This is a genomic window from Humibacter albus DSM 18994 (genome assembly GCF_000421825.1).
In the GTDB taxonomy this organism is placed as follows: domain Bacteria; phylum Actinomycetota; class Actinomycetes; order Actinomycetales; family Microbacteriaceae; genus Humibacter; species Humibacter albus.
Map to the genome: position 1 here is coordinate 90,033 of NZ_ATXT01000015.1, position 26,884 is coordinate 116,916.

Annotated in this window: 22 protein-coding genes and 1 riboswitch; of the genes, 14 read left to right on the forward strand and 8 right to left on the reverse strand. The window is 70.2% G+C overall.

The genetic code is table 11. The features are described from left to right. Window positions 1-46 precede the first annotated feature (46 nt). Window positions 47-199, reverse strand: a riboswitch (ZMP/ZTP riboswitch). Window positions 200-342: 143 nt separating this feature from the next. Beyond that, entirely contained in the window at window positions 343-1,872 is a 1,530-nt protein-coding gene (locus tag H623_RS0109960; RefSeq protein WP_022900795.1) for a SulP family inorganic anion transporter, read from the reverse strand. A 297-nt stretch (window positions 1,873-2,169) separates the two neighbouring features. On the opposite strand from H623_RS0109960, the gene H623_RS0109965 reads away from it, so the two are divergent. From H623_RS0109965 to H623_RS21045, 6 genes are all read left to right on the forward strand, one after another. Next, window positions 2,170-3,102 carry an SIS domain-containing protein gene (locus H623_RS0109965; protein ID WP_022900796.1) on the forward strand — a complete coding sequence of 311 codons (933 nt, stop codon included), beginning with the start codon at window positions 2,170-2,172 and terminating at the stop codon, window positions 3,100-3,102. 38 nt (window positions 3,103-3,140) lie between these two features. Next, a complete protein-coding gene (locus tag H623_RS19095; protein ID WP_084485929.1) occupies window positions 3,141-4,232 on the forward strand; it encodes an ROK family protein in 1,092 nt (363 codons plus the stop codon). Continuing rightward, entirely contained in the window at window positions 4,223-5,077 is an 855-nt protein-coding gene (locus H623_RS0109975) for a class II fructose-bisphosphate aldolase (RefSeq protein ID WP_022900798.1), read from the forward strand. The genes H623_RS19095 and H623_RS0109975 overlap by 10 nt, the downstream gene beginning before the upstream one ends. Next, complete coding sequence (locus tag H623_RS0109980; protein ID WP_022900799.1) at window positions 5,074-5,859, forward strand: DeoR/GlpR family DNA-binding transcription regulator; 786 nt, start codon at window positions 5,074-5,076, stop codon at window positions 5,857-5,859. Before H623_RS0109975 ends, H623_RS0109980 begins: the two co-directional genes overlap by 4 nt. A gap of 74 nt (window positions 5,860-5,933) precedes the next feature. Continuing rightward, on the forward strand, window positions 5,934-7,202 hold the full coding sequence (locus tag H623_RS19100; protein WP_022900800.1) for a low temperature requirement protein A: 1,269 nt from the start codon (window positions 5,934-5,936) through the stop codon (window positions 7,200-7,202). Window positions 7,203-7,613: 411 nt separating this feature from the next. Then, the gene (locus tag H623_RS21045; protein ID WP_022900801.1) at window positions 7,614-9,569 is read left to right on the forward strand and encodes a sigma-70 family RNA polymerase sigma factor; all 1,956 of its coding nucleotides are present in this window, start codon (window positions 7,614-7,616) and stop codon (window positions 9,567-9,569) included. Between the two features lie 69 nt (window positions 9,570-9,638). Here the strand turns inward: H623_RS21045 and H623_RS19110 are convergent, their stop codons facing one another. After that, entirely contained in the window at window positions 9,639-11,006 is a 1,368-nt protein-coding gene (locus H623_RS19110) for an MFS transporter (RefSeq protein ID WP_157560937.1), read from the reverse strand. Between the two features lie 128 nt (window positions 11,007-11,134). On the opposite strand from H623_RS19110, the gene purU reads away from it, so the two are divergent. The 5 genes from purU (at window position 11,135) to H623_RS0110020 (ending at window position 15,318) form a co-directional block, all read left to right on the forward strand. After that, the gene (gene purU, locus H623_RS0110000) at window positions 11,135-12,031 is read left to right on the forward strand and encodes a formyltetrahydrofolate deformylase (protein ID WP_051143188.1); all 897 of its coding nucleotides are present in this window, start codon (window positions 11,135-11,137) and stop codon (window positions 12,029-12,031) included. A 193-nt stretch (window positions 12,032-12,224) separates the two neighbouring features. Next, window positions 12,225-12,587, forward strand: a complete 363-nt coding sequence (locus H623_RS0110005) for a YrdB family protein (RefSeq protein WP_022900803.1) — start codon at window positions 12,225-12,227, stop codon at window positions 12,585-12,587. Next, a complete protein-coding gene (nagA, locus tag H623_RS0110010; RefSeq protein WP_022900804.1) occupies window positions 12,584-13,738 on the forward strand; it encodes an N-acetylglucosamine-6-phosphate deacetylase in 1,155 nt (384 codons plus the stop codon). The genes H623_RS0110005 and nagA overlap by 4 nt, the downstream gene beginning before the upstream one ends. Window positions 13,739-13,794: 56 nt before the next feature. After that, the gene (locus H623_RS0110015) at window positions 13,795-14,658 is read left to right on the forward strand and encodes a DUF3592 domain-containing protein (protein ID WP_022900805.1); all 864 of its coding nucleotides are present in this window, start codon (window positions 13,795-13,797) and stop codon (window positions 14,656-14,658) included. Window positions 14,659-14,721: 63 nt separating this feature from the next. After that, a complete protein-coding gene (locus tag H623_RS0110020) occupies window positions 14,722-15,318 on the forward strand; it encodes a hypothetical protein (RefSeq protein ID WP_022900806.1) in 597 nt (198 codons plus the stop codon). 195 nt (window positions 15,319-15,513) lie between these two features. Here the strand turns inward: H623_RS0110020 and nagB are convergent, their stop codons facing one another. The 3 genes from nagB to nagZ are packed head-to-tail and all read right to left on the reverse strand — an operon-like array spanning window position 15,514 to window position 18,992. Next, window positions 15,514-16,299, reverse strand: a complete 786-nt coding sequence (gene nagB, locus H623_RS0110030) for a glucosamine-6-phosphate deaminase (RefSeq protein ID WP_022900807.1) — start codon at window positions 16,297-16,299, stop codon at window positions 15,514-15,516. A gap of 36 nt (window positions 16,300-16,335) precedes the next feature. Beyond that, window positions 16,336-17,325, reverse strand: a complete 990-nt coding sequence (locus H623_RS19115) for an ROK family protein (protein ID WP_022900808.1) — start codon at window positions 17,323-17,325, stop codon at window positions 16,336-16,338. Continuing rightward, the gene (gene nagZ, locus H623_RS0110040) at window positions 17,322-18,992 is read right to left on the reverse strand and encodes a beta-N-acetylhexosaminidase (protein WP_022900809.1); all 1,671 of its coding nucleotides are present in this window, start codon (window positions 18,990-18,992) and stop codon (window positions 17,322-17,324) included. Before nagZ ends, H623_RS19115 begins: the two co-directional genes overlap by 4 nt. A 167-nt stretch (window positions 18,993-19,159) precedes the next feature. On the opposite strand from nagZ, the gene H623_RS0110045 reads away from it, so the two are divergent. The 3 genes from H623_RS0110045 to H623_RS0110055 all read left to right on the forward strand — a co-directional run bounded on the left by H623_RS0110045 (window position 19,160) and on the right by H623_RS0110055 (window position 22,349). Beyond that, entirely contained in the window at window positions 19,160-20,272 is a 1,113-nt protein-coding gene (locus H623_RS0110045) for an ROK family transcriptional regulator (RefSeq protein ID WP_022900810.1), read from the forward strand. A gap of 334 nt (window positions 20,273-20,606) precedes the next feature. Then, a complete protein-coding gene (locus H623_RS0110050) occupies window positions 20,607-21,377 on the forward strand; it encodes an enoyl-CoA hydratase/isomerase family protein (RefSeq protein WP_026940196.1) in 771 nt (256 codons plus the stop codon). A 144-nt stretch (window positions 21,378-21,521) separates the two neighbouring features. After that, window positions 21,522-22,349, forward strand: coding sequence for an SDR family oxidoreductase (locus tag H623_RS0110055; RefSeq protein WP_022900812.1), 828 nt, complete (start codon window positions 21,522-21,524; stop codon window positions 22,347-22,349). A 61-nt stretch (window positions 22,350-22,410) separates the two neighbouring features. On the opposite strand, the gene H623_RS19120 is transcribed toward H623_RS0110055, so the two are convergent. From H623_RS19120 to H623_RS19130, 3 genes are all read right to left on the reverse strand, one after another. Continuing rightward, window positions 22,411-24,024: a beta-N-acetylhexosaminidase gene (locus H623_RS19120; RefSeq protein ID WP_022900813.1), complete on the reverse strand. Its 1,614-nt coding sequence runs from the start codon at window positions 24,022-24,024 to the stop codon at window positions 22,411-22,413. Window positions 24,025-24,097: 73 nt separating this feature from the next. Continuing rightward, entirely contained in the window at window positions 24,098-24,766 is a 669-nt protein-coding gene (locus H623_RS19125; protein ID WP_022900814.1) for a bifunctional 4-hydroxy-2-oxoglutarate aldolase/2-dehydro-3-deoxy-phosphogluconate aldolase, read from the reverse strand. A 15-nt stretch (window positions 24,767-24,781) separates the two neighbouring features. After that, entirely contained in the window at window positions 24,782-26,842 is a 2,061-nt protein-coding gene (locus H623_RS19130) for an FUSC family protein (RefSeq protein ID WP_026940197.1), read from the reverse strand. Between the last annotated feature and the right edge of the window lie 42 nt (window positions 26,843-26,884).

Below are 26,884 nucleotides of genomic sequence, written 5' to 3' on the forward strand. Positions count from 1 at the left end.
GCCAGGCTCCTCGCATTCTGGGGCGGACGTGTGCACGCCAATGGTTCGCGTCGGCCCAGGCGCGCGGCCGAATCCGCCCTCGAATCTCGAAAAGCTGTCCGTCGCTCCCCGATGGTGGACCATCCGCGACGGACTTCACGGTTCTCCGTGCTGCACGGATGCCCGCCAAGACGCCGATACGCCAGTTGCGACATCCGCGATCCTACCAGCGCCGGAGTGACGATCCGGCGAGAGTCGCGGGGCGCTGGCAGAGCGCGATGCCCGGAGCCCGGCCCCGAGCACACGCCCCGAGCTCCTGCCCCGAGCCCTGCCCCGACGCCACCGGACGGCGCACCGGATGCGTCAGCCTTCGCCGCCGCCCACGTGGCCGGTCAAGCGTTCGTGGAGCACAGCACTGGCCTCGTTCATGCCCTCGATCGTGACGGTCTTGTCGTGCCTGCGGTAGCGGGTGGTGACGGCGTCGAGAGCGGCGACGGTCGAGGCATCCCACACGTGCGACTTCGACATGTCGATGATCACGTCGGGCGGATCGCCACGGTAGTCGAACCGGTGCGTCAGCTCGTTGCTGGTGGCGAAGAACAGCTCACCGTCCACGGTGTAGTGCGCCGTGTCGCCGACGACTCGGCGGGAGACGGTGGCGAAGCTCGCCACGCGCTTGGTCAGCACGAGAAGGGCGACGAGCACACCGACCACGACGCCGATCGACAGGTTGTTCGTCGCCACCACGACGATGACGGTGACGACCATGACCGTGGTCTCGCCGAGCGGCATCCGCTTCAGCGTGGACGGCCGGATGCTGTGCCAGTCGAACGTGCCGACGCACACCATGACCATGACCGCCACCAGCGCCGCCATCGGGATGTCGCTGACGAGCCCGTGGAAGGCGAGCATGAGGATCAGCAGGAAGGCGCCGGCGCTGAACGTGGAGAGGCGCGTGCGTGCGCCCGACTCGCGCACGTTGATCATGGTCTGGCCGATCATGCCGCTTCCGCCCATGCCGCCGACGAACCCGGTCGCGAGCTGCGCGATGCCCTGCCCGATCGATTCCTTCGTCTTGTTCGAGCCGGTCTCGGTGATGTCGTCGACGAGCTTGGCCGTCATGAGCGACTCGATCAGCCCGACGAGCGCTGCGGCGAGCGCGAACGGCCCGATGATGGTCAGCGTCTCGAACGTGAACGGCACGTGCGGGAAGAACAGATGCGGCAGAGACGTGGGCACGGCACCGGCGTCACCGACGGTGGGGACGCCGGAGGAGAAGATCATGGTGATCGCGGTGACCACGATGACCGCGACGAGCGGCGCCGGCACCACCTTCGTGACCCGTGGGAAGAACACGATGATCGCGATGCCGAGAAGCACGAGCGGATAGACCAGCCAGGGCACGCTGATGAGATGCGGGAGCTGCGCGACGAAGATCAAGATGGCCAGCGAGTTCACGAATCCGACCATGACGCTGCGCGGGATGAACCGCATCAGCTTGGCGAACCCGAGCGCACCGAGCACCATCTGGATGACGCCGGCCAGCATCACCGTCGCGACGAGGTAGTCGAGGCCGTGCTCCCTCGAGACCGGTGCGACGACGAGCGCGACCGAGCCGGTGGCGGCCGAGATCATCGCCTTGCGGCCGCCCGTGATCGAGATCACGATCGCCATCACCACGGAGGAGAAGAGGCCGACGCTCGGATCGACGCCGGCCACGATGGAGAACGAGATCGCCTCCGGAATGAGCGCCAGCCCGACGATGAGCCCGGCGAGCAGCTCCCGCACCAGCAGTCTCGGCCGACGCACGGCATCCAGCACGCGCAGGTCGCCGTCGGCGTCGCCCACGCCGACTGTCGCAGCGAGAATCAGCTTCTTCAGATCGGCTGCCATCGCACCCTCTTTCCTGGGGCGAGCGGCGCAGCCCCGTCATCGAAATCGAAAGGTGCTTCATCGCACGGGCGAGACGAATTGAGCCCACTGAGTGAACGGCGCATCACCGGTCACCGCGGTCCGACGCCGCCTGGCACTGTCCGACACGATCCGACTCGGGCGGCGGCCGAGGAGAACTCTAACGAATCCCTCGAAAGTGCGCCGAATCCTCGCTCCCAGCATGCGACGCGCCCTCCCTCCGACAAGATTGGAATTGCACGTTTGACAGAGGTTGCGCTCATGATCGATCATTGCGCTATGACCTTTGAGAACACCCGTGCACCCGGCGCCGACCTCGAGGTGGAGCTCACCTCACAGCCCGACGTGTGGGAGCGAGCCGCCTCCCTCGTGAGTGAACGCGAGCTGCTTCCCGCGCACGGTTCCCGGGTCGCCGTGGTCGGCTGCGGCACCTCGTGGTTCATGGCTCAGTCGTACGCGACGCTGCGCGAGCGGAGCGGACACGGCGAGACCGACGCGTTCGCGGCATCCGAGGCGCAGATCGACCGCGACTACGACGCGATCGTCGCCATCACGCGCTCCGGCACGACGACCGAGGTGCTCGAGTTTTTGGATGCCGTGCGCGGCCACCGCACGAACGTGCGCACGATCGGCGTCATCGGTGATCCGAACACGCCACTCGTCGACCTGGTCGACGACGTGGTCGCGCTGCCGTTCGCCGACGAGCGCTCTGTCGTGCAGACCCGCTTCGCCACCAGCGCTCTCGCGCTGCTGCGCTCCTCCCTCGGCGAAGACCTCTCCCCGGTGATCGCCCAGGCCCGCGCCATTCTCGGCGACGATCTCGACGACGAACTGATCGATGCCGAGCAGTACACGTTCCTCGGCACCGGATTCGGTGTCGGCATCGCCCAGGAGGCTGCGCTGAAGATGCGCGAGTCGTCGCAGTCCTGGACCGAGTCGTACCCGGCCAAGGAATACCGTCACGGACCGATCGCCATCGCCGCGCCGGGCCGGGTGACCTGGGCCTTCGGCCCGCTCCCCGACGGCATCGCCGCCGACACCGAGGCCACGGGCGCCCGGTTCGAGCACCGCGACATCGACCCGATGGCCGACCTCGTGCGCCTGCACCGTGTTGCGCTCGAGCGGGCGCGCCGCAAGGGCCTCGACCCCGACCAGCCCCGTAATCTGACCCGGTCGGTGATCCTGGGCGCACCACCCGTCGAACACCGATGAGCACACCGTTGCTCGCAGCCACGCACAGGGAGGCGATCATGGACGATCCGCTCCACACACCGCTGACGAACGACGCGTCACGAGGCGCGGGCGACGACGCGACGTCCCTGCTCCCAGAAGGCGCCGCCCGGCTCCCAGAAGGCGCTTCCCCGCTCCCAGAAGGCGCTGCCCGGCTCGGAGGAGGCGCTGCCGTGCTCGCCTTCGACGTGGGTGGCACCGACATGAAGGCGGGCCTGTTCGACGCAGACGGCCACCTGATCGAGGTGCTCCGAGCACCGACTCCGCTCGCCGACGAAGACACCGGTGAGCGGGTGGTGGCCGAGACCGCGCGACTGGCGCAGGAGCTCGGCCGCAGGCATCCGCACGTGCAGCCGACCGCCGCCGGCCTGCTCGTGCCCGGCAACGTCGATGACGACGCGGGCATCGGCGTGTTCGCCGAGAACCTCGGCTGGCACGACTTCCCGTTCCGCGAGCGAGCCGAGAGCGCCCTCGGCCTGCCGGTCGGCTTCGGACACGACGTGCGCGGCGCCGGCGAGGCGGAGCATCGCCTCGGTGCCGCACGCGGCTTCGACGACGTGATGGTGGTGACGATCGGCACCGGCATCGCCGCGGCCGTCTTCATCGACGGGCGACCGTACGCCGGCAAGGGCCTGGCCGGAGAGATCGGCCACGACCGAGTGGCCGAGGGACCGGCCTGCGCCTGCGGCGGACGAGGATGCCTCGAGGCCGTCGCCTCCGCCGCCGCGATCGCGCGCCGCTACACCGCGCGCAGCGGCAACCCGGTCAGCGGTGCGCGCGACGTGCTCGATCGTCTGCATGCCGGGGACTGCAACGCCGCGGCCACGTGGGATGGCGCGCTGGACGCCCTCGCACTCGGCTTCTCGCACTCCGTCGCCCTGCTCGCACCCGACGCCATAGTGATCGGCGGCGGACTGTCGGAGGCGGGCGAGGAGTTGCTGCAACCGCTGCGTGAACGGCTCGACGGCATCCTCACGTTCCACCGACGGCCGCAGCTCATCAAAGCGAGCATTGGCGCGAACGCCGGGCTCTACGGGGCGGCCCTCGCTGCTCGCGATGCCTTGGCCCCCATCGCCTTCAGCACTACGAAGGAAGGCGCGGCGTGGCTCTGACCCCGACCTCGGAGATCCTCGATGCGGCGGCCGCGCGCGGCACCGGGCTCGGCGCGTTCAACGTGATCCACCTGGAGACCGCAGAGGCGCTCGTCACGGCGGCGGAACGATCCCGTCTGCCGGTGGTCCTGCAGATCTCGCAGAACTGCGTCGCCTACCACGGAGGCCTGGAGCCGATCGGGCTCGCATGCCTGTCGCTCGCCCGCGCATCTGACGCTGCGGTGGCGGTGCACCTCGACCACGCCGAAGACGAGGACCTCGCACGCGAGGCGATCGACCTCGGGTTCGGTTCGGTCATGTTCGACGCGTCGAAGCTCGATTACCGCGCCAACGTGGATGCCACGCGCCGCGTCGTCCAGTACGCACACGCTCGCCGCGTGCTGGTGGAAGCGGAACTGGGCGAGATCGGCGGCAAGGACGGGGCGCACGCTCCCGGCGTGCGGACGGATCCGGACGAGGCACGAACGTTCGTGACAGAGACGGGTGTCGACGCGCTGGCCGTCGCGGTCGGTTCCTCGCACGCGATGACCGCACGCGAGGCGTCCCTCGATCTCGACCTGATCGCACGCTTGCACGCGGCGCTCGACGTCCCGCTGGTGTTGCACGGCTCGTCCGGCGTGCCCGACGATGTCATCGTGGCGGCGATCGAAGCCGGCATGACGAAGATCAACGTCTCGACCCATTTGAACGGCTTCTTCACCCGTGCCGTGCGCGAGTACCTGGCGGAGAACCCCGAAGTCGTGGACTCGCGCAAGTACGTGCGGGCGGGCCGCGAGGCACTGAGCACCGAGGCGGAACGGCTTCTTCGACTGTTCGCGGGCGCATTCGAGGGAGGATCGCGATGAAGAGGGCGGAGCGGCTGCGCGCCGTGCTCGATCTGCTGGCCGAGACCGGGCAGATCGAGGTGGACGACATCGTGCAGCGCCTCGGGGTCTCCCCCGCCACGGCCCGCCGCGACCTGGACGCCCTCGCGTCGCAGCAGCTCCTCAGCCGCACGCGCGGCGGCGCGACGGGACAGTCCGTCGCCTACGACCTGCCGCTGCGCTACAAGCGGGAGCAGAACGCCGCGCAGAAGCAGGCGATCGCGCACGCGGCGAGCGCCCTCGTGCCGCGCGGCGCCGTCGTCGGGTTGTGCGGCGGCACCACCAGCACCGCCGTCGCCACCGCTCTGGCCGAACGGCCGGACGTGGCCGAGCCCTCGTCGAGCCCGACCCTCACCGTCGTGACGAACGCGATCAACATCGCGGCGCAGCTCGTGATGCGCCCGCAGATCAAGGTGGTCATGACCGGCGGGGTGGTGCACCCGCGCTCGTACGAGCTCGTTGGCCCCTACACGGATGCCGTGCTCGCCCAGATCACGCTCGACTTCGCCTTCATCGGCGTGAACGGCGTCGACCCGGTGTTCGGCGCGACCGTGCACGACGAGCACGAGGCCGCCATCAACGCGCTGATGGCCCGACGGTCGGAACGCTCCGTGCTCGTGACGGACTCCAGCAAGATCGGCCGGCGCGCGTTCGCGTCCGTCGGCCGACCCGGAGCGTTCGACACGATCATCACCGACGACGGCATCACGACCAAGCAGCTGGCCGCGTTCGAGGATTCCGGAGTTCGCGTTATCGTCGCCTGAAGCGTGACGCGAGCACAGGCATCCGAGGAGCGAGACCGCCGACGGCACCCTGTCACGCCCGAGAGGGGGAGGCGATGCCGGGGAACGGGGTTTCGGGGAACGGGGTCTCGGGAAACGCTGCGTCGGACAACGGTGCGTCGGCGAGCCGCGCGGGTCTGCTCCGACCGTCGACCGGCGAGCTCGCCCACCGGGTCACGTTCGTGGAGCTGTTCTTCGATCTCGTGTTCGTGTTCGCGGTCACGCAGCTCTCGCACATGCTCATCCATGAGCAGACCGGCACCTCGCTGGTGCACACCGTCATGCTCACGATGGTGGTCTGGATGGCATGGGTCGACACCACGTGGGCGTTGAACTGGCTGAACCCGACGAGCGCTCCGGTCGGCGGGATGCTCTTCGTGCTGATGGCGCTCGGCATGCTGCTGGCCGTGACGATCCCGGATGCCTTCGGAGGCCAGGCGCTCCCCTTCGCTCTCGCCCTCGTGGCATTCAACCTGGTGCACAGCCTCTTCACGGCGGGCGCGTTCCTGCGCTCGCGCCCCGGGCACGCGGTGAACTTCGCGCGCATCTCGATCTGGCACGCCGTCTCGGGTGCCCTCTGGATCGGCGGCGCTGTCCTGTCTCCTGACACCCGGCTCTGGGTGTGGCTGGCCGCCCTGCTGATCGACTGGCTCGGCCCGCGGGCCATGTTCTGGGTTCCGTTCCTCGGAGGTTCGCGGCTGGACACCTGGGACATCACCGGCGAGCACATGTCGGAGCGCGTGAGCTCGTTCTTCATCATCGCGCTCGGCGAGTCGATGGTGGTGACCGGATCCACGTTCGCCGAGACGGGCATCCAGTGGATCGAGGTCGCGGCGTTCCTCGCCGCGTTCGTCGGCACGGTGCTGATGTTCCAGCTCTACTTCCGGCACAATCAGCGCGGGGGCAGCGAGTACATCTCGCGTGCGTCGGAGCGCGGCATGATCGCCCAGACCGCGTACACCTACATTCCCATCGTGCTCGTCTTCGGCATCGTCGGCACGGCTGTCGCCGACGGGCTGATTCTGCGCGATCCCACCGGGGGCCACAGCCCGTGGGTCGTCGGGATGCTCTGCGGATCCGCCTCGCTCTACGTGCTCGGCAACGCCTTCTTCAGCCGGGCCACCGGAGCTCCCTGGCTGCGGGCCCATCTGGTCGGGGCGGCTGTGTTCGCCGCGATGATCGCACTTTCTCCGGTGCTCGATCCGCTCACGCTGAGCTGGATCGTGAACGCGGTGCTGCTCGCGATCGTGCTCAGCGAGGTGCGGGACTATCGCTCGGTCGACGACGACGAAGAATCGATCGACCTCGGCCGCGACGGCGCCTGACGACAGCACTGCCAGACGGCGGCACTGCCAGACGGCGGCACTGCCAGACGGCGGCACTGCCTGTCGGCGGCACTGGCCCGTCGGCGGCACTGGCCTGACGAAAAGCGGGGCGGTGCGACTCCCCCTGTCGCACCGCCCCTTCCCCCACCGCGCGGTTGGTGCCCCCACCGGACCCGCGCGGTCCTGGCAGCTTCGGGCCTCAGCCAGGCCCGCCGCGTCGAGGCCGAATGAAGTGACGCGGCGTTGGTCCGTTTCACTGAAGAAGACGTGGCGGACGCCGAATCATGACGCGGGTGGTGCGAGATTCAGGAATTGCACATGGCGCCGGGGCATGCGCACAATCATGGAAGCCGTATACCACCCGCTCCACCCAGGCCGCCGCCTCGACGGGGCCGGAACAGGCATCTCGACATGACGACCCTCCTGCCGCCACGCAGGCTCGAGCGCACCGGCGACGCCGAGCTCGTGCGGATGACGCGCAAGGGCGACGCGGATGCCTACGCCACGCTGTTCCGTCGACACGCGTCCGCGGCCGCCTCCGTCGCCCGCTCCGTGACCACCGCCTTCGAACCCGACGACCTGGTCTCCGAGGCGTACACGCGCATCCTGCAGGCGCTGCAGGCAGGCAAGGGGCCGACCGGCGCATTCCGGCCCTACCTCTTCACCACCGTGCGCAACATCGCGGCATCCTGGGGACGTTCGGGAAAGCACGCCGTGCCGCTGGATCCCGAAGAGCTCGACACCATCGCGTTCGCGGAAGACGACCCCCTCGCCGCGCTGGACCGCTCGCTGACCGCGCAGGCGTTCCGCGCACTGCCCGAGCGCTGGCAGGAGGCGCTCTGGTACAGCGAGGTGGAGGGCATGCAGCCGGCGGAGCTGGCGCCGCTGCTCGGCGTGCGCGCGTCCGCCGCCGCCGCGCTCTGCTACCGCGCCCGCGAGGGCCTGCGGCAAGCGTGGATCCAGGCGCACCTCAGCTCCACGAGCCTCGAGCCCGAGTGCCGGTGGACCGTCGAGCGGCTTCCCGCGCTCGCCCGCGGACGCCTCGGCAAGCGGGACCGTTCGCGCGTCGACGCTCACCTGAAGACCTGCGCGAAGTGTCGCATGGCGGCCGCCGAGGCCCGCGAGGCCGGCAACCGGCTGGTGCTCGTTCTGCTGCCCCTCGCGATCGGGACGGGCGGCGCCACCGCCTACCTCGCCGCCGCGAAGGTCGGCGTCGCGGGAGCCACGGTGGCGGCCACCGGTGCCGGCGCCGCGGGGTTGGCGGGCGGAACATCGGCGGCCGGAACGTCCGGGGGTGCGGCGACGTCCGCTGCCGGAAGCAGTGGAGGCGCCGGCGCCGCGGCGGCCTCCGCGGCCGGCGGCTCGGGCATCTTCAGCGGCGCCACCGGCGTCGTCATGGGCATCGCGGCCGCGGTCGTCGTGGCGGGTGCCGCGGTCGCCGGAGTGCTCGTCGTCAACTCGCCGGGGCACGAGACGGACGCGGCGTCGCGCTCGCTCAACGGGTCGGCTTCGGACGGTTCCGGCACGGGTGGTTCCGGATCACACGGATCCGGCGGGCCCGCATCCGGATCGTCGAGGTCGGGCGATCCCGATTCGTCCGACACCGGTTCGTCCGCACCCGGCTCGCCGACCGTCGAGGCGCCTGTGCACACCCAGAGCAACGTGTCCACCGACGCGGGAGCTCCGGTCCCGGCATCCCACACCGAGCCGAGCACCCCGCCGGCCACGCCTCCGAGCACTCCGCCCGACACCTCGCCGGGTACGCCACCCGACACGCCGCCCGACTCCGGTGGCGGCGACGGATCCCCAGATCCGCCGGCGACCCCGCCGGCCGCACCCACCGTCACGGCCGACACCGGTGGTGGGCTCTATTTCCCGATCGTCTCCGGCACCGCGGAACCCCACGCCACGGTGGCCGTCTCCGTCACCGGCGCTGCCGACGCCGTCGGCGGCACCACGACCGCGACGGTCACGGCCGACACGAGCGGCTCGTGGAGCATCGACACCGCGTTCTCGGGGTTGGGTGCCGGCGAGGGCACGGTGACCGCGACGCAGACGGATGCCGACGGACTCGTCTCGGCGCCGGCATCCGCGAGCTTCACGCTCGGCTCACCGCAGTTCACGGTGACCGTCGTCGACCTGGTCTCTACCACCCTGAACGTCACGGGAGCGCCGAACTCGACGGTGCAGGTGCTGGTGGGCGGAGCGGCCTGGCGGACGGTCTCACTGGATGCCGACGGCCGTGGAAGCACCTCGGTTCTGAGTCTGTTCGTCTACGGGAACACCTACTCCGTCGGCGTGCAGTACATCGACGACGCGGGACGGGCGGGACCTGTCACGGAGTCCACGGTCACCGTGGGCGAGTAGCGCTCGCGCGACTCCACATTCTGATGGCTCGAGCCCGGCACCTGGAACCGATGCCTCGAACCGGCGCCCTCAAGCGGCGCCGCCCGCCCTCGCCGCCTGCGCCCTCGTGCGCAACGTGAGCACGAACATGACGATCGCGACGATGAGGATCGCCACCGCCGCCCAGGGAACCGCGAGGATGCCCCACACCGCGTAGATCACGCTGCCCACCATCGCGCCGCCGCCGATGCCCACGTTGAACGCCGTCGTGTACAGCGCACTCGCGGTCTCGCGGAACCGTACCGACGAGACGTGCAGCAACTGCGTCTGGAGGAGCGGGGGCAGGCATCCGAACGCGAGCGTCCAGAGCACGTACGCCGCGATCGCCAACGGCGGCACCCCCACGAAGACGCCGAGCAGCAGGACGCCGACCGTGGTGAGAAGCAGACCGGTCAGCGCCGCGGCGTTCTGCCGGCGGCCGAGCACCGTGCCGACGAGGAGCACGCTGATCGCGCCCATCGCACCGCCGACGAACAGCATCGGGCCCACCGCGCCCTCGCCGAGACCCATCGCGTCGGAGACGAAGGGTGCGATGTAGGCGTTCAGCGTGAAGCTGCCGAGCGTGATCAGCACCGTGAGCACGCAGACCAGCATGACCGGCCGCACGCTCGCATCGTGCGCTCGACTTCGCCGCTTCGGCCGGTGCTGGTCGCCGAGGGTGATCGTCGCGACCCCGCCCGTCACCGTGGCCATCCCGCCCGTCGCCGGAGCAAGGTCCGCGGCGCCGTGCAGCGCCGAGGTCCGAAGCTTCGGCAGCATCAGACCGACGACGACGGCACCGAGGAGCAACAGGCATCCGACCACGGCGAATGCGGCACGCCAGCCGAACGCATGACCGAGCACCGTCGCGATCGGCGCGCCCAGGATGAACGCGAGCGAGACCCCGCCCGACGTGATCGCCACGGCGCGCGCCAGCTGATGCGCGGGCACGATGTGGCCCGCATAGGCGCCCGTCACCGCCCAGAACACGCCGTGCGCCATGCCGCCGATGACGCGGGCGAGCACTGCCAGCCCGTAGTTCGGGGCGATGGCCAGCAGCAGCGAGCTCGCACCGATCACGATGATCACGGCGACGACGAGCGGGCGGCGTGGGATGCGCCGGGTCAGCGCCGTCAACGGCGTCGTCGCGATCACCACGGTGAAGGCATACACCGACACCAGCAGCCCCGCCTGCGGAGTCGTCACGTGCAGACCGCCGGCCAGCTCCGGCAAGAGGCCCGTGGGCAGCGTCTCACTCGTGACCGCGAGGAACGCGGCGGCGGCGAGCGCGAGCATCCCGACCCAGGGGAAACGGCCGGCGCCCTGCTCGATGCCGACGCCTGCGGGTGCGGCGACCGAAGCGCTGCGGCGCGCATTCGACTCGCGCGACATGCTCACCACTCCCTCGGTTCTGCGCACGCCGCCCGCCCCGTGCGGCGCAAAGTCGTGTGTGCGAGACCTCAATCTAATCGATTCGATCGCGGTTGTTGCGCGTCTCGGCGGCGACCTCGGTCTGGCCGTCCCCGCGGGTGCCCTACCCTGGGGGAATGGTTCCGGAAACACCCGCCGTGACGACGTCCGGCGTCGACGATCCCGCGCTTCAGCACCGGGTGCTGACGCTCGTCTGCGCCGACCGCCCGGGAATCGTGCACGACATCACCGGAGCCGTCGTGCAGGCCCGCGGCAACATCACCGAGAGCCAGCAGTTCTCCAGCGCCGACACGGGCCGCTTCTTCATGCGTCTGCAGATCCAGTCGCCGGCCGACCGGGCCGAGTTCGAGTCTGCGCTCCTCCCGGTGACGCAGCGCTACGACATGGCCTACACGCTCGACACAGTGGGCCGGCCGTTGCGCACCCTGGTGCTCGTCTCGAAGGCGGCGCACTGTCTGAACGACCTGCTGTTCCGGCAGCGCGCGGGACAGCTGCCCGTTGACATCCCGCTCGTGCTCTCGAACCACGGTGCACTGCGCGACCTCGCCGGCTTCTACGGCGTGCCGTTCGACTCGCTCGCGGTGACGGATGCCGAGAGCAAGGCGGCCTTCGAGGCCCGCGTTCTCGAGGCGGTCGACCACTACGACATCGAGCTGGTCGTGCTCGCGCGTTACATGCAGATTCTCTCTCCGCAGTTCTGCGAGGCGCTGAGCGGGCGCTGCATCAACATCCACCACTCGTTCCTGCCCGGGTTCAAGGGTGCCAACCCCTACAAGCAGGCGCACGCTCGCGGCGTCAAGCTCATCGGCGCCACGGCGCACTTCGTGACCAGCGACCTCGACGAAGGCCCGATCATCGAGCAGAACGTGGTGCGCGTCGACCACAGCCAGTCGGCGTCGCAACTGATGGCGATCGGTCAGGACGAAGAGAGCCGCACGCTCACGCAGGCGGTCAAGTGGTTCGCGGAGAACCGCGTGCTGCTCGACGGCGCCCGCACCATCATCTTCCGCTGAGGCCAGCAGCACTATCGGCCGATATCGCGGCTGCGCCACTCACAGGCTCAATCGGGTCGGCCGTGCGAGCACGCTCCCACGGCTCTCCCCTCAATCGCCGATATCGTGGCTGCGCCACTCACAGGCTCAATCGGGTCGGCCGTGCGAGCACGCTCCCACGGCTCTCCCCTCAATCGCCGATAACATAAACAGGATGTCCACCCCGAGTTCCGAGCACACCCGCGCCCCGATCGACGTGTGGGACGTGCTGCGCTTTCTGATCGAGCTGTTCGCCTTCGTCTCCCTGGCGGTCTGGGGGTTCATCGCCTGGCCGCTGCCGTGGAACATCGTCGTCGGCATCGGCGCCCCGCTGTTCGCGATCGTGCTCTGGGCCCTCTTCCGCTCTCCGAGGGCGGTCATCCGCATCGACACCTTCGGCAAGGCGATCGTCGAGATCATCGTGATGACGGCCGCCGCGTTCGCATGGTGGGACCTGGGGCAGCCGATCGTGGCCGTCGTCTTCGCCGTCGTCGCACTGGCGAGCGGCATCATCAGCGGACGGAAGGAACTGGCATGAGCGCCGCGCACGTCATCCATTCGGCACGCAAGTTGGATGCCGGTGGCCAGGTCGACGACTTCTGGCTCGCCACCGCCGGCGACCGCATCGCCGCCACCGGCAGCGGAGCCGGCTGGCACGCGTACGCCGAGGGCGCGGAGGTCACCGACGCCGGCGGCGCGTGGCTGACGCCCGGGTTCATCGACCTGCACTCGCATGGCGCCGGCGGATTCGCCTACGAGGGCGACCCGGACGACATGTCGGAGGCGCTCGTCACCCACCGCCGGCACGGCACGACGAGGTCCATCCTGAGCCTCGTCGCCAACCCGCTCGCGGAGCTGCGCGAGAGCCTGGAGGACATCGCCGACCTGATGGAGGACGACCCGCTGGTGCTCGGCTCGCACCTGGAGGGCCCGTTCCTCAACGCGGAGCGCCGCGGCGCCCACAATCCCGACTTCTTGCGCGCCCCCGACGACCCGGCGATGGTCGAGCAGCTGATCGCCGCCGCCCGCGGCACGCTGCGCCAGATCACCATCGCGCCCGAGCTTCCGGGAGCACTCGAGGCCATGGATGTGCTCGTCGAGGCCGGCGTCATCGTCGCCGTCGGGCACACCCAGGCCACCGAGGAGCAGGCGAAGACCGCGTTCGACCGGGGTGCGCGGGTGCTGACGCACGCGTTCAACGCGATGCCGGGCATCCATCACCGCAAGCCGGGACCGGTCGTGGCGGCAATGGATGACGAGCGGGTGACGCTCGAACTCATCCTCGACGGATTCCACGTGCATCCGGATGTCGCCCACCTCGCGTTCGTGCAGGCCCCTGGCCGCATCGCGCTCATCACCGACTCGATGGCGGCGGCGGGTGCCGCCGACGGCGACTACCGGCTCGGCTCGCTCAACGTCACCGTCACCGACGGCAAGGCACTGCTCTCGGGCACGACCAGCATCGCCGGATCGACGCTCACGCAGGATGCCGCGCTCAAGATCGCGGTGGAATCCGCCCGCGTCGAGCCCGCGGCGGCCATCGAGGCGCTCACGCTCACGCCGGCACGCGTGCTGGGCCGCGACCACGAGCTCGGACGCCTGGCACCGGGCTACCTTGCCGACGCCGTGCTGCTCGGCCACGGCTGGGACGTGCAGCGCGTGTGGGCCGCCGGCGAACAGCTAAGCTGAGCCGGGCCTCGACCACGGCCCGTCCACCTCGCCCCGCGCTGCCATCGGGAGATGTCATGCCGACCGATGACGCGTTCCACGACCAGGCGGTTCGCCTCGTCGACGAGGCGCGCGCACGTGCGCCGCAACTGCCTCTGGACACCGCGGTCGCCCGCGTCGCCAAACTGCTCGGCATGAGCGCCGACGATGTGCGCGAGCGAGTGGTCGCGGAGCATCCCGGTGCGAATGCGCTGTCGGCCCCGATGCCGGATGTCGCCGGCAGAAACGACGTCGTTCCAGCTCTGCCTGCCACACGCCGACGGCGACGAAGCAGGCTGGCCGTCGTCATCCTCGCCTCCATCGCCGTAGTGATTGCGGTGGCGATCGTGTGGTCGGTGGTCGCCTCGATCATCGACGTCAGCACCAAGCGTGAGCTTCAGCAGCACGGCACTCGCGTCGCGGCGACCGTCACCTCGATGCGCCCCAGTTCCTGCGTGGGACGCGGCGGATGCTCCCCCGCCGACCTCGGCTACACCTTCTCGACCCGAGACGGGGCGAGGATCACGGTGACCGAATCGGATGTTCCGAACAGCGTGTACAACAGCGTTCGAGTCGGCGGTCGGATGTCTGTGACTTACGATCCGACGGACCCGAGGCGGAACGGACCGACTGCGGCGCTGACGTCGTTCAATCCCGATACGAGCCGCATGATCACGCTCGTGGCCGCTGCGGGAGCGTTCTACCTGCTGACGCGCCTCGTACATCTACTGCCATGGCTCGGCACCGGAACCTCCAGCGGTCGGGCGAAGAGACGGCAGGGCCGCATGTCCGGTTGTCTGGGGTTCGTGCTGTGGCTGGTCGTGTGGGCGATTTTCCTCGGCGTCTGCTTCGCTCTCGGCGGACTGCTGAACACGGTGCTCGAAGCGCTCTTTCTCGGGTAGCCGTCGCCGACAGCACGCCGGGCCGACCTTTGGCACTGACCTGGACACCGGTATCATTCCCCGGTGAGCCCGCTGATCTCCGCCCTCGTCTCCGCGCTGATCATCGTGGTCATCGGACTCTTCCTGTCACTGCTGAGCGCTGTCGTGGTGAGTCGAGTGCGCAACGGTCCTGCGACGAGCTCCCAGGTCCCGACACGCGACGGCGTTCTGTTCGTCGTGTGCAGTCGGCGCTGGCAACGCGTCGTGCTGCGCAGCGTGGGCATCCCGCTGATCGTGATCGGATGCTTCCCTCTCCTCGTCGCCGTGACGAACAGCGGTGGAGACACTGAAGTGGGCGCGGCGATCACCGCGGCCGTGCTGCTGATCCTCGGCGGCGGGCTGGTCTGGCAGGCCCACACCATGGTGCGCACGCGACTCGAGGTCACCCTCGACAGCATCTGGGTGTTCCGGCCGCTGCACGCGCCGAGGGAAGTCGCGCTGAACGACATCGCCGAACTCGAACCGATCGGGTCGAACAACTCCGCGGGCATCGCGGTCAGGTCGACAGCGAAGCGGCTCTTCCTCGCCAGAAAGCTCATGTTCGGCTACGGCAGGCTGATCGACTACCTGCAGGCACGCAGGCCCGACCTCGCGATCCCTTCCGCGTCGCGCCCCCTGTAGGCGCACGAAGCGCTCAGCCGCAGGCTCACAGCTGCCAGCCCCGCGCCGCGGCTAACGGCGCACCGACAAACACCGCCTGAAAGCCGACCTCGCCACCGCGAGCCGCAGGCTCACAGCTGCCAGCCCCGCGCCGCGGCTAGCGGCGCGCCGACGAACACCGCCTGAAAGCCGACCTGGCAACTGCGAGCCGCTGGCTCACAGTTGCCAGGTCGGCTTGTTCTCATACGTATACGTGTAGTAGTCGGCCAGACGCAGCTTGCTCGCGGCCGCCTCGTCGATGATCACCGTCGCATGCTCGTGGAACTGCAGGATGGAGGCTGGGCACATGCTCGTGACGGGTCCCTCGACGGCTGCGGCGACGGCATCCGCCTTGCCCTCGCCCTGAGCGACGAGCACCAACCGGCGGGCGTCCATGATGGTGCCGAGTCCCTGCGTCACACAGTGCGTCGGCACCTCGTCGGCGCTGTCGAAGAATCGCGCGTTGTCGGCGCGCGTCTTGCGCGCGAGCGTCTTGATGCGTGTGCGGGAGCGGAACGACGAGGTGGGCTCGTTGAACCCGATGTGGCCGTTCGCGCCGATGCCGAGGATCTGGATGTCGATGCCGCCGGCATCCGCGATCGCCTGGTCGTAGTCTCGGCACGCCACCTCGATGTCGACGGCACGGCCGTCGGGTACGCGCACCAGCGTCGGATCCATGTGCAACGGCTCGACGACCTCGTGCCGGATCACCGAGGCGTAGCTCTGCGGGTGGTCCTCGGGAATGCCGACGTACTCGTCGAGCGCGAAGCCACGCACGTCGGTGAAGTCGAGAGCGCCGTCCGCCACGCGCCGGGCGAGACCGGCGTAGATCGCCAACGGAGACGACCCGGTCGCCAGACCGATCACGGCACGCGGCTTCGACTCCACGACACGCTGGATCAGGTCCGCAGCGAGCTCACCGACCTCGTCGGCGCTCTGCTTGATCACGACTTCCACGTACATGCCTCCTCGGCCTCGGTCTTCTTCATTCTGTCGGAGTCAGCGCGGGGCATCTACCGGGGCGCCGACGCTCGCTCGCGTCGCGTCATCGCCGACCGGCGCGGCACGAACCTGCCTGCCCTCCGTGGCATCCGGGATGCCGACGAGCGCGGCACCGACGGCCGCTGCGGCCAGCTCGGGCGGGAGCATCCGCACCCGTGACGGCAGCGACAGCGACGCCAGGAACGCCGACTCGTCTCCCCAGTCCTCCAGCACCTCCGTCACAGATCTCCGCAGCCGGTCACCGAGGTGGCTCAGCCCGCCGGCGAGCACGACGGTCTCGACGTCGACGGTCAACGCCAACACTCGAATCCCGGATGCCACGGCCTGCGCGACCGTGCGACGCACCGTACGCGCCCGCTCGTCGCCGGCATCCGCCGCGTCGAACAGCTCGACGGCCGGGTGCTCCGCGTGCGACGGCCAGAGCCTCGCCACCGCGGAGCCGGACGCCAGCGTCTCGATGCACCCGCGCTGCCCGCAGCCGCAGATCGCGCCGCCCGGCTCGATCGGGATGTGCCCCACCTCGCCCGCGCCGCCACCGGGACCGCGCCACAGCCGGCCGTCCAGCACGATGCCGGCGGCCACGCCCGTCCCGAGGTTGAGCAGCGCGGCACTGCCGGTGAGCGAGAGCAGGTGGTAGGCGCCGAGCGAGGCGGCCTTGACGTCGTTCTCGACGTGCACCGGAACTCCGACGCGCGCACTCAGCTCGTCGGCGAGCGCCAGGTCGGTCACGTCCAGGTTGACCGCGTGCCGCACGCGGCCGCGCTCGGCGTCCACCATGCCCGGAATGCCTGCACCGATCGATGCCACGACGGAGGCCACGCTCCCGCCGGTGCTCGCCACCACGTCGTGCACGGCACGCTCGGCCGACGCCACGACTGCGCGCGGCCCCTTCCCGGTGGGCACGCGCACGCGCGAGGCGATCGTGAGGTCATCGCGCAGCAGCACGGCGTCGATCTTGGTGCCGCCGATATCGAGCCCGATCCTCATTGCTTCCGCTCCGGCTCCGACCGTGGTTCCAGCAACCCCATCAGCGCGCGGCCGACCGCACGGGAGGCGCCGAAGGTCGCCACGTCCGCGTAGGCCCGATCATCCGACGGCCAGCCCATGTCGACGGCAAGCGCGACGCCGCGGCGGCGCAGCGTGTCCACGGTCTCGCGCGCGAACGGATACCGGTGCATCGCCTTGCCGATCACGACGACCGGAGCTTCGGCGGGCAGAGCAGTCACGAGCGCATCGATGCGTGCTGCGAGTCGTCCGCCTTGCGCCTCGTTTTCCGATACCACGAACTGCGGATGTCTCGCCCACGCCCGCGATTCGGCCGACTCCGGGTGCGCCGCGGCCTGCGCGAACGGCCCCCACGGCGCGACGCCGACGGCGACGTTCGCCTCGGTGACGATCCGCACGATGGCGAAGCGGGCGGCACCGGCCCCGCGATCGGCAGCGGACTGCGCGGCCGTGAACGCCTCGAGCGCCGCACGGTTCACGTCGAAGGCGCTCCGGACGCGCTCGAGCGGGATGACGGCATCCGGTTGCGTCCCGCGTTCGGCTGGCGCGGGCTCGGCGGACGCCGCTTCGGAAGGCGTGGGCTCGGCGAACGCGGTTTCCACAGGTGTGGGTTCCGCGCCTGCGGCACCGGGCTCCGGGATGCTCGTGCGGAGGTCGACGAGACGGCGAGCGAGCGCCCTCACCCGGCCCGCGGCATCCCGCACACGTTCCTCCGACAGGCGGCCGGCATCGATCGCCTGCTCGACGGCGGCGATGATCTCGCCGATCAGCTCGTCCGTCGTCTCGGTGCCGATGCAGAGCAGGTCGCAGCCGGCGGCCAGGGCGCGCACCGCCGCCTCCGGGATGCCCGTCGCGCCGCTCGCGCCCTTCATGTCCAGGGCGTCGGAGACGATGACACCGTCGAAGCCGAGCTCCTCGCGAAGCAGCCCCTGCAGGATGCGGGAGGAGAACGTCGCGGGATTGTGCGCATCCACCTGTGGCAGCACGATGTGCGACGTCATGATGCTCAGCGTCCCCGCGGCGATCGCAGCGCGGAAGGGCACGAGCTCGCGCTCGCGCAACTCGGCAAGCGACCTGTCGATCACGGGCAGTGCCAGGTGCGAGTCGAGCGCGGTGTCGCCGTGGCCCGGAAAGTGCTTCGCGCAGGCGGCGACTCCTGCCGACTGGATGCCGGCGGTCCAGGCCGCAGAATGCCTCGCCACGAGCGCAGCATCGGCCCCGAAGCTGCGCACGCCGATCACCGGATTGTCGGGGTTCGAGTTCACATCGGCATCGGGTGCGAAGTCGAGCGTGCACGAGACGCGGCGCAACGCCGCGCCGACGTCACGGCCGATCTCCCGCGTGAGCCGTTCGTCGTCGAGGCGGCCGAGCACAGCATTGCCCGGATACGGCGAGCCGTCGGCGTAGTTCAGCCGCGTCACGTCGCCGCCCTCCTCGTCGATGGCGATGATCGCGAGCGGTGCCGTCGCGAGGATGTCGTCGTTCAGTCGGCGCAATTGCTCGGCCGAAGCGATGTTCGGCCCGAAAACGCAGACGCCTCCGAGGCCGTCGGCCAGGCGAGCGCGCAGATGACCGGGGAGCTCGGTGCCGACGAAGCCCGGCAGAAGCGTGGCGGCGATGGCGCGGCGGCGCGCGTCGAAAGCGGTCATGGTTTGTTAGTCAAGCTTACGAACGCGGTGAATGCAAGCCGAAATACGGCGTCGCATCCTTGACAATCGGGCCTTCGGTCGGGTTCACTTGCAAGCCTTGAGTCAGGACCACTAACAAACTGTCGTACGAGTGCCGTCGACGGCCGGCGAGGGGAAGGGAACGTAACGTGACGCTGCTGCGCGTGACATCCAAGGCGCTCCCCGAGCACAACCGTCGGCACAACCGCGCCCTGTTGCTCCAGACGCTCCTGCACGACGGCGCCATGAGCCGCGCCGACCTCGCCCGCGAGTCCGGCCTCACCCGCGTCACGGTCTCCGACCTGGTGAACGAGCTCTCGTCGGAAGGACTCATCGACGAGCTCGGACCGCGCGAGGGCGCCCACGTCGGCAAGCCTGCGCAGCTGATCGGGCTGAACGTGAACGCGTACCACGTCGTGAGCCTGGATCTGTCGGGCGACGAACGCTTCGTCGGTGCCCTCGTCGCCATCGACGGCACCGTGGTGCACCGCCTCGATGCGCCCGTGCACGGCGCCACCGGCGACGACGCCCTGAGCACGGCGCTCGGCCTCGCGCGGGATCTCGTGAAGCGGTCGACGGTGCGCGTGCTCGGCATCGGGATCGGAACCCCCGGGGTCGTCGACGGGGAGGGCATCGTGATCTCCGCCCCGAACCTCGACTGGGCGGGCATCGATCTGCCGCAGACGTTCGGCGCCGAGTTCGATCTGCCGGTGCACGTCGGCAACGACGCGAACGCGGCGGCGCTCGCCCTGCACTCCTACCACGACGCGGGCCCCGATTTCATGGTCATCGAGATCGAGCACGGCGCTGGCGCCGGTCTCATCATCGGGAACGCGCTCGTCACCGGCGGCGCCTTCACCGCCGGCGAGATCGGGCACCTGGTCGTCGATCCCGACGGCGAGCCGTGCGTCTGCGGGCGTCGCGGATGCCTCGAGCAGGTCGTCGCCGTCCCGCACCTCCGCGAGCGCCTTCGCCGAGCGGGCGCACAGCGGCGCGCGAGCGTGCTGGCCGACGCGGGCCGCGCGCTCGGTTACGCCGTCGCCCCCGTTGTCGCCGCCCTCGGGCTCGAAGCCGTCGTGCTCTGCGGTCCCGCCGACCTCGTCGAGGGCCCGTTCTTGGATTCGGCAGCCGCCACAGTGCGCTCGCTGACGCTCGCCGGCACCGGCGAGGGGCTCACCATGTCGGCGGCCGGCGATGACCACGACCTGGTGCTGCGCGGCAGCGCCGTGTTCGTGCTCTCCGCCGAGCTGGGAGTGTCGTGACGAGCCCGCCCTCGTCGTGACCGCCGCCGTGCGGGGAATCGACGCGACACGCCGTCGTAGCAGGCGGCTGGCCGGCGTGTCGCGCCGATCCTCCGCACGGCGGTACGTCGTGGGCGCCTGGCCCACTGCACGGCGGCTCGTTCGTCCCCGCGTCGTCCCCAGGGCGGCGATCCTCACAGTCGCCCGGCCCTTCGACGTTCCGTCCGCTCCACGGGCGCGTTCGGAGAGCGACGGTGCGGATGCCTACAACGGCACCCCCGACATCCCCGGCATGGAGTGTGCTCGGCATCCATCGCGCGTGACCGCCGGCACGACGCGGGGTAGGTTGCATGCCGTGAGCGACAGCATCCTCTTCGAGGTCTCCGACGGCCTCGCACACATCACCCTGAACCGGCCGGAACGGCTGAACGCGATCGACGGCGACGCCGCGCACCGCTGGCGGGACGTGGCCCGCGAGGTCGCCGAGCGCGACGACGTGCGCGCAGTGCTCTTCGACGCGGCGGGCGGTGCGTTCTGCGCCGGCGGCGACGTGGCGGCGATGGCGGCGCTGGGCGGCACCGGCGCGATCGTGACGGAGCTGGCCGACGTCATCCACGAGGGCCACCGACTCTTCGTCGAGACTCCCAAGCCCATGATCGCCGCCGTGCAGGGCGCGACCGCCGGCGGCGGCGTCGGCTTCATGCTCGTCGCCGACTACGTGGTCGCCGGTGAGGCGGCGTTCTTCGTCTCCAAGTACGCAGACATCGGCCTCACGCTGGACTGCGGCGTGAGCACCCTGCTGCCGGCCGCCGTCGGACAACGACGTGCACTGCAACTGACACTCACCGACCGGGTGCTCACCGCCGCCGAGGCGCTCGAGTGGGGGCTCGTCGCCGAGGTGGTGCCCGACGACGCGCTCGGCGACCGCGCCGAGGCGGTCGCCCGGCACTGGCTCGACGGCGCGACAGGCGCGTACGGCCAGGCGAAGCGTCTGCTGCGCAGCGGCGCCGCGACGTTCGCAGAACGCCTCGACGACGAGGCACGCACCATCGGCGCCGCGTTCGAGACCCCCGAGGCACGCACCCGGGTCGCGGCATTCGCCGCGTCCCGCGCCCGTCACGCGTGACCCGCCTCCCGTGCCCGCACCGCACCCGCACCCACCCACACCCGTGAAACATGCCATTCCGCACGAGACAGCCCTCGGTGAGGCATGTCTCGGCCGTCACGGCATGTCTCACCGCGAAGAGCCGCCTGAACTGAGGAGAACACGATGACGAACACGCTGAAGGGCCGCACCATCCTGATGTCTGGCGGGAGCCGCGGCATCGGACTCGCCATCGCGGTGCGGGCCGCACGCGACGGCGCGAACGTGGCACTGCTCGCGAAGACAGACACCCCCGACCCGCGGTTGCCCGGCACGATCCACACCGCGGCCGAGGCGATCCGAGCCGCCGGCGGCCACGCACTCCCGGTCGTGGGCGACGTGCGCAACGACGACGACATCGCGCGGGCCGTGGCATCCACGCTCGAGGAGTTCGGCGGGATCGACATCGTCGTGAACAACGCCAGCGTGATCAACCTCTCGCGCACGCTCGACCTCGAGCCGAAGCGCTACGACCTCATGCAGGACGTCAACGTGCGCGGCACCTTCATGCTCTCGCGCGCCGCCGTGCCGCACCTGCGCGAAGGCGTCAACCCGCACATCCTCTCGCTCAGCCCGCCGATCAACCTGGATCCGAGATGGCTCGGCGCCCACACCGGCTACACGCTGGCGAAGTACGGCATGAGCATGGTCACGCTCGGGCTCGCCGCGGAGTTCGCGCGTGACGGCATCGCCGCGAACACGCTCTGGCCGCGCACCACGATCAAGACGGCGGCGGTGGGCAACATCCTCGGCGGCGAGGCGCTGCTGGCCAAGAGCCGCACGCCGGAGATCTACGCGGATGCCGCCTACCAGGTCCTCATAGCACCGTCACGCGAGCTGACCGGGCGCTCCCTCATCGTCGAGGACGTTCTCGCCGACGCGGGCGTCACCGACCTCGCGAAGTACTCCCCTGGCGTGGACGAGGCCGACCTGTTCCCCGACATCTTCCTGTAGCGGCGCGGGCTCCTGAAGACACGACGGCTCGGCGAGGTGCGGGGGCGGACTGGGCGCCGCGTCAGTTCAGCGCATCGAAGAACGACGAGCGCTGCTGGGGCGTGACGGGACGCCCCGTCACGCCCGGCCGTTCCTGCCAGGGACGCGGACCGCTGGAGCGGCGGTATTCGACGCCCCAGGCATCCAGTCGCACCAGGTGCTGGTCGAGCCGGTCGGCGAACTCGTCATAGTCGCGTTCTCCGTCGAGCCAGAGCGCCTCGGCGAGCGCGCACAGCCGGGGGAACGCGAAGTAGTCGACGGTGCGCGGCGAGTCCATGTGCTCGGTCCAGATGTTGCCCTGGCCGCCCAGCACGTGCGCCGCCTCCTCGGGCTCGAGCTCCGCCGGAACCGGCTCGAAGCGGTACACGTCGGCGATGGTGAGCACCGTGCCGACGGGGATCGGCTCATCGGAGCGGTCCGATTGGCGGTAGTCGAGATAAACCTGGCCCTCGGGACACGACACGACGTCGTGTCCGGCGCGTGCGGCAGCGACCGCGCCCTCCATTCCGCGCCAGGACGCCACCGTCGCCCCCTCGCTCACCGTGCCGGCGAGACCGCCCTCGAGAATCTCGTCCCAGCCGTACAGCCGGCGCCCGCGCCGCGCGAGATGGTCATCGAGACGGCGGATGAACCAGGCCTGCAGCTCGTCCTCGCTGTTCAGCCCCAGCTCGGCCTTGCGCTGCTGAGTGCGCTCGTCGAGCAGCCAGCCGTTCTTCGGGCACTCGTCGCCGCCCACACCGATGAACGGAGACGGGAAAACCTCCATCACCTCGTCCAGCACGTTGGTGAAGAACTCGACAGTGGATTCCTCGAGGTTGATGACGTTGTCGTCGACACCCCAGCGTGTCCACACACCGAGCGACTCGCCCTCGTCGCGCGCGAGACCGAGCTCGGGATACGAGGCGATCGCCGCCTGGGTATGCCCGGGCGACTCGATCTCGGGCACGACGTTGATGGCGCGATCCATCGCGTACGAGACGATCTCGCGCAGGTCGTCCTGCGTGTAGAAACCGCCGTGCGGCCGCGAGTCACCGCGGGAATACGATGCCGCACCCAGCTGGCTCTCGCGCCGCCACGATCCGACCTCGGTGAGCTTCGGGTAGCGGTTGATCTGCATGCGCCAGCCCTGGTCATCCGTGAGATGCAGGTGCAGTGTGTTCAGCCGGTGCATCGCCATCAGGTCGATGAAGCGCATGACGTCGTGCTTCGGCATGAAGTGCCGCGCGACGTCGAGCATGACTCCGCGCCAGGCGAACCGCGGCGCATCCTGGATGCTCACCACGGGCACGATCCATGGCACGTCGAGCACACGGCCTCTGCGGTAGATCTGCGGAGGCAGCAGCTGGACCAGCGCCTGGCACCCGTAGAACACGCCGGCGGGGCCGCCTCCTGCGACGCGCACCCCGTCGAGATCCACCTCGAGCGTGTAGCCCTCGGGCTTCAGCTGCGGGTCCCACTCCAGGCGGATCGCGCCGTCCGGCGCGATGTCGAGCGGGAACCCGGTCGCCGGGCGCAGCGCACTCTGCAGCCAGGAGGCCGCGCCGGAGAGCTCGGCGGGAGCGGCGATGCGAGTGATGCGGGTGAGTTCGAACTCGCCCTCACCGAGGGTGAGGAGACTCGGTCGGGGAAGAAGCATGACTCCAAGCTTCTCAGTTTCTGGGCGATCGCCGCGAGCCGGGCATGAGATTCGTCAGTGTTCTCGAGAATTCTCAGTGTGCGTGGGACTCCTCAGCGCCCGGGTCGCCTCGGCCCACGCGCCGTCCCAACGCGGAGGAGAACTCGGTCGCCCGTGCACGCAGCTGTTCCCAATCGGCGTCGGCGAGCGCTCCGGCGGGAACGACCGACGATCCGGCCGTGACCGCGTAAGCGCCGGCATCCAGAAACGACTGCGCGTTTCCAGCGACGATGCCGCCCGAGGCGATCAGCCGGGCCATCGGCATCGGCCCCAGCAGGTGCTCGAAGTGCTCCGGCCCCGCCGTCTGAGCCGGGAAGACCTTGACGGCCCACACTCCCAGCGCGAGCGCCTGCATGATCTCACTCGGCGTGAAGGCGCCCATCATGAGCGGAACGGATGCCTGCTGCGCGATCTCCGCGACCTGCGGACTCAGTCCCGGCGTGGCCAGGAACTGCGCTCCGGCGTCCAGCGCGCTTCGCGCCTGTGCGGGGGTGAGCACGCTGCCGGCGCCGATCACGGCACCGGTGTCGCGTCGCAGAGCGCGCGCGATGTGCGCCTCGACGTCGGGGGTCGTCAACGTGAACTCGATGGCGTGGATGCCGCCGGCGACGAGCGCGTCGGCGAGGGCCGCGGCATCCGGAATCACGCTGGACCTGATGAGCGCCATCGCCCTGTCATGGCCGATGATGTCGATCGTGGGCATGTCAAGCACAGTAGCTCAGGCGGCCAGCACGGCCCGCGCCGCGCCCACCTCGTCGGCCACCGAGTTCAGCAGAGCGTCATCGGGAAGATCGAGCGTCTCGGGAGGGCGCCGCTCGCGGATCGCGTCGCTCAGTTCCGTCAGCGCGGCATGCAGCAGCTCCACGTCGTGCTGATCCGGTTGGGCGCGGGACTGGGCGGCGCGGATCGCCGTGGAGGTGATGGCATCCGTGACTCGTTCCAGTGAGACGATCTGCGGCCACCACGCCGCTGCCGCGGTGCTCACCGGCGGCGGCTCCGCGAGAGTCTGCTGTACCCGGGTGCGCAGATCGGAGAGGCTGCGGTACGTCGCACGACGGGCCGACGAACGGGAGCGGGCCTGCTCGACGATCCGGTCGTCGTTCTCCTCGCGGGCGGGCTTCGCCGCAGGATCCGTCTCGTCGTCGCCGTCGCGTGCGGCAACGGCAGCGACGACGTCCGCCGCGTTCGGGCCGAGCGCCACCGACAGGTATTCGGCGACGTCGCTCGTGACCTGCGCGACTCGGTCGCCGAGCTCGCGCGCCGAGCGCCAGGTGGACGGCCACGGCAGATAACCGAAGACGAGCACGATCGCGCAGCCGATCAGAGTGTCGAGCACTCGGCTCACGATGATGCCGGGGTCGCCGCCGTGCGCGAGCTCGAGCAGGATCACGATGACGGGCGTGATGAACGTGGCGAACAGGCCGTAGTTGCGACGAATGGCGATCGGCATTCCGGCCGCGAACACGGCCAGCGCGAGCATCTGCGACCAGCCGCCCGGGAGCAGCGCCACGACCGCGGCGCCGAGGAGGACGCCCATCGCGGTTCCGAGTCCGCGCTGCACCGCCCGGGCGAACACGGACCCGAAGTCCGGCTTCATGACGACCGCGACGGTGAGCGTGATCCAGTACGGCCTCTCCAGCGGCAGCAGCACGCTCGCGGCCTGGGCGATGGCGACGCAGACCACGAGACGGAGCACGGCGAACCACGTCTCGCCGCCGCCGAGGAGGTGGTCGCGAAGGCCGGCGACGCGATCGCGAGCCGAGGGGCGGGGCAGGCCGACGGCATCCGGACGCTGAATGGGCACGGTCGTGGTCGCCGGGTCGTCGCCGTCGAGCAGCGATCCGACGACGCGAAGCGCCGATGAGAGTGCCGCGCGTCCCGGTGTCGATCGGTCGGGCGGCGGCAGCGTCGGAGGCGGCGCGTGCGGATCTTCGATCGAGCGGGCGATGGCGCGCAACGCGTTCGGCACCTCCGCCGGCAGAGGGTCGCCCTCGACGACGACCGTCGTCACAGCTTCCACGAGCGGCGTCGTCGCGTTCAGAAGCGTGACGATGCGACGCCAGCGCGGATCCCTGCCCGCCAACGAGGTGCGGGTGGTGATCATGAGGTCGTACGCCTGGTTCAGCGCCGTGGTCACGTCGCGGCGCGCCGCCTCGGATTCGGCCGTGCCCAGCGCGTCGAGGTGGGCCGCGAGCGACGAGTAGACGGCGGCCACGGCCATCCGCTCCGGGGCGCGGCGGCGCCCGCTGCCCACCGCGATGTCGATCCAGGTGAGGCCGAACCGCCAGGCGGCACCGACCAGCAGGATGAGCGGCGCCAGCCACAGCGGACGCAGTCCGAAGTCGATGCCGCTGCCCACGATCGAGTAGACCAGGAACTGCAGGGCCGCTCCCGAGACCAGTCCGCTCACGACGCCGGCGATGCCGGAGAGCAGCGATGCGACGACGATGACGATCACTGTCGCCGGCTCGTTGCCGAGCACCAGGGCGCCCACGGCCATGCCGATGGCGCCCGCCACCGCGTTGGCCACGATGCGCCGAACCCGATCGACGGCGGGGCCGCCGCGGTCCGCTATGGATGCCACGAGCGCGCCGATCGAGGTCAGCACGCCGAGTCCGAGAATCGCCGCGTCGCCCGACATGAGCAGCAGCGAGATGCCGACCGGCACCGTCACCGCGATGGCGGTGAGTACGGCCAGATCCCACGGGATGGCTGCGCGCTTCGTGCGCACGAGCTCGTGCACCCAGGAGCTGCTGGGAGCACCGGGAGGCGTCGACATGGTCCGAGCGTACGCGCGCGGAGGCGCGCGGCGCGGTGCGGT

Bases quoted from the DNA above. Each gene is read 5' to 3' on its own strand.
- H623_RS21045 (WP_022900801.1), top strand. From the start codon at position 7,614: ATGACGACCCTCCTGCCGCCACGCAGGCTCGAGCGCACCGGCGACGCC.
- H623_RS19100 (WP_022900800.1), top strand. From the start codon at position 5,934: ATGCCGGGGAACGGGGTTTCGGGGAACGGGGTCTCGGGAAACGCTGCG.
- H623_RS0109965 (WP_022900796.1), top strand. From the start codon at position 2,170: ATGACCTTTGAGAACACCCGTGCACCCGGCGCCGACCTCGAGGTGGAG.
- H623_RS0109960 (WP_022900795.1), bottom strand. From the start codon at position 1,872: ATGGCAGCCGATCTGAAGAAGCTGATTCTCGCTGCGACAGTCGGCGTG.
- nagZ (WP_022900809.1), bottom strand. From the start codon at position 18,992: ATGACCGCTTTCGACGCGCGCCGCCGCGCCATCGCCGCCACGCTTCTG.
- purU (WP_051143188.1), top strand. From the start codon at position 11,135: ATGGTTCCGGAAACACCCGCCGTGACGACGTCCGGCGTCGACGATCCC.
- H623_RS19125 (WP_022900814.1), bottom strand. From the start codon at position 24,766: ATGCCCACGATCGACATCATCGGCCATGACAGGGCGATGGCGCTCATC.
- H623_RS0110055 (WP_022900812.1), top strand. From the start codon at position 21,522: ATGACGAACACGCTGAAGGGCCGCACCATCCTGATGTCTGGCGGGAGC.
- H623_RS19095 (WP_084485929.1), top strand. From the start codon at position 3,141: ATGGACGATCCGCTCCACACACCGCTGACGAACGACGCGTCACGAGGC.
- nagA (WP_022900804.1), top strand. From the start codon at position 12,584: ATGAGCGCCGCGCACGTCATCCATTCGGCACGCAAGTTGGATGCCGGT.
- H623_RS0110005 (WP_022900803.1), top strand. From the start codon at position 12,225: ATGTCCACCCCGAGTTCCGAGCACACCCGCGCCCCGATCGACGTGTGG.
- nagB (WP_022900807.1), bottom strand. From the start codon at position 16,299: ATGTACGTGGAAGTCGTGATCAAGCAGAGCGCCGACGAGGTCGGTGAG.
- H623_RS19115 (WP_022900808.1), bottom strand. From the start codon at position 17,325: ATGAGGATCGGGCTCGATATCGGCGGCACCAAGATCGACGCCGTGCTG.
- H623_RS19120 (WP_022900813.1), bottom strand. From the start codon at position 24,024: ATGCTTCTTCCCCGACCGAGTCTCCTCACCCTCGGTGAGGGCGAGTTC.
- H623_RS0110015 (WP_022900805.1), top strand. From the start codon at position 13,795: ATGCCGACCGATGACGCGTTCCACGACCAGGCGGTTCGCCTCGTCGAC.
- H623_RS19130 (WP_026940197.1), bottom strand. From the start codon at position 26,842: ATGTCGACGCCTCCCGGTGCTCCCAGCAGCTCCTGGGTGCACGAGCTC.
- H623_RS0109980 (WP_022900799.1), top strand. From the start codon at position 5,074: ATGAAGAGGGCGGAGCGGCTGCGCGCCGTGCTCGATCTGCTGGCCGAG.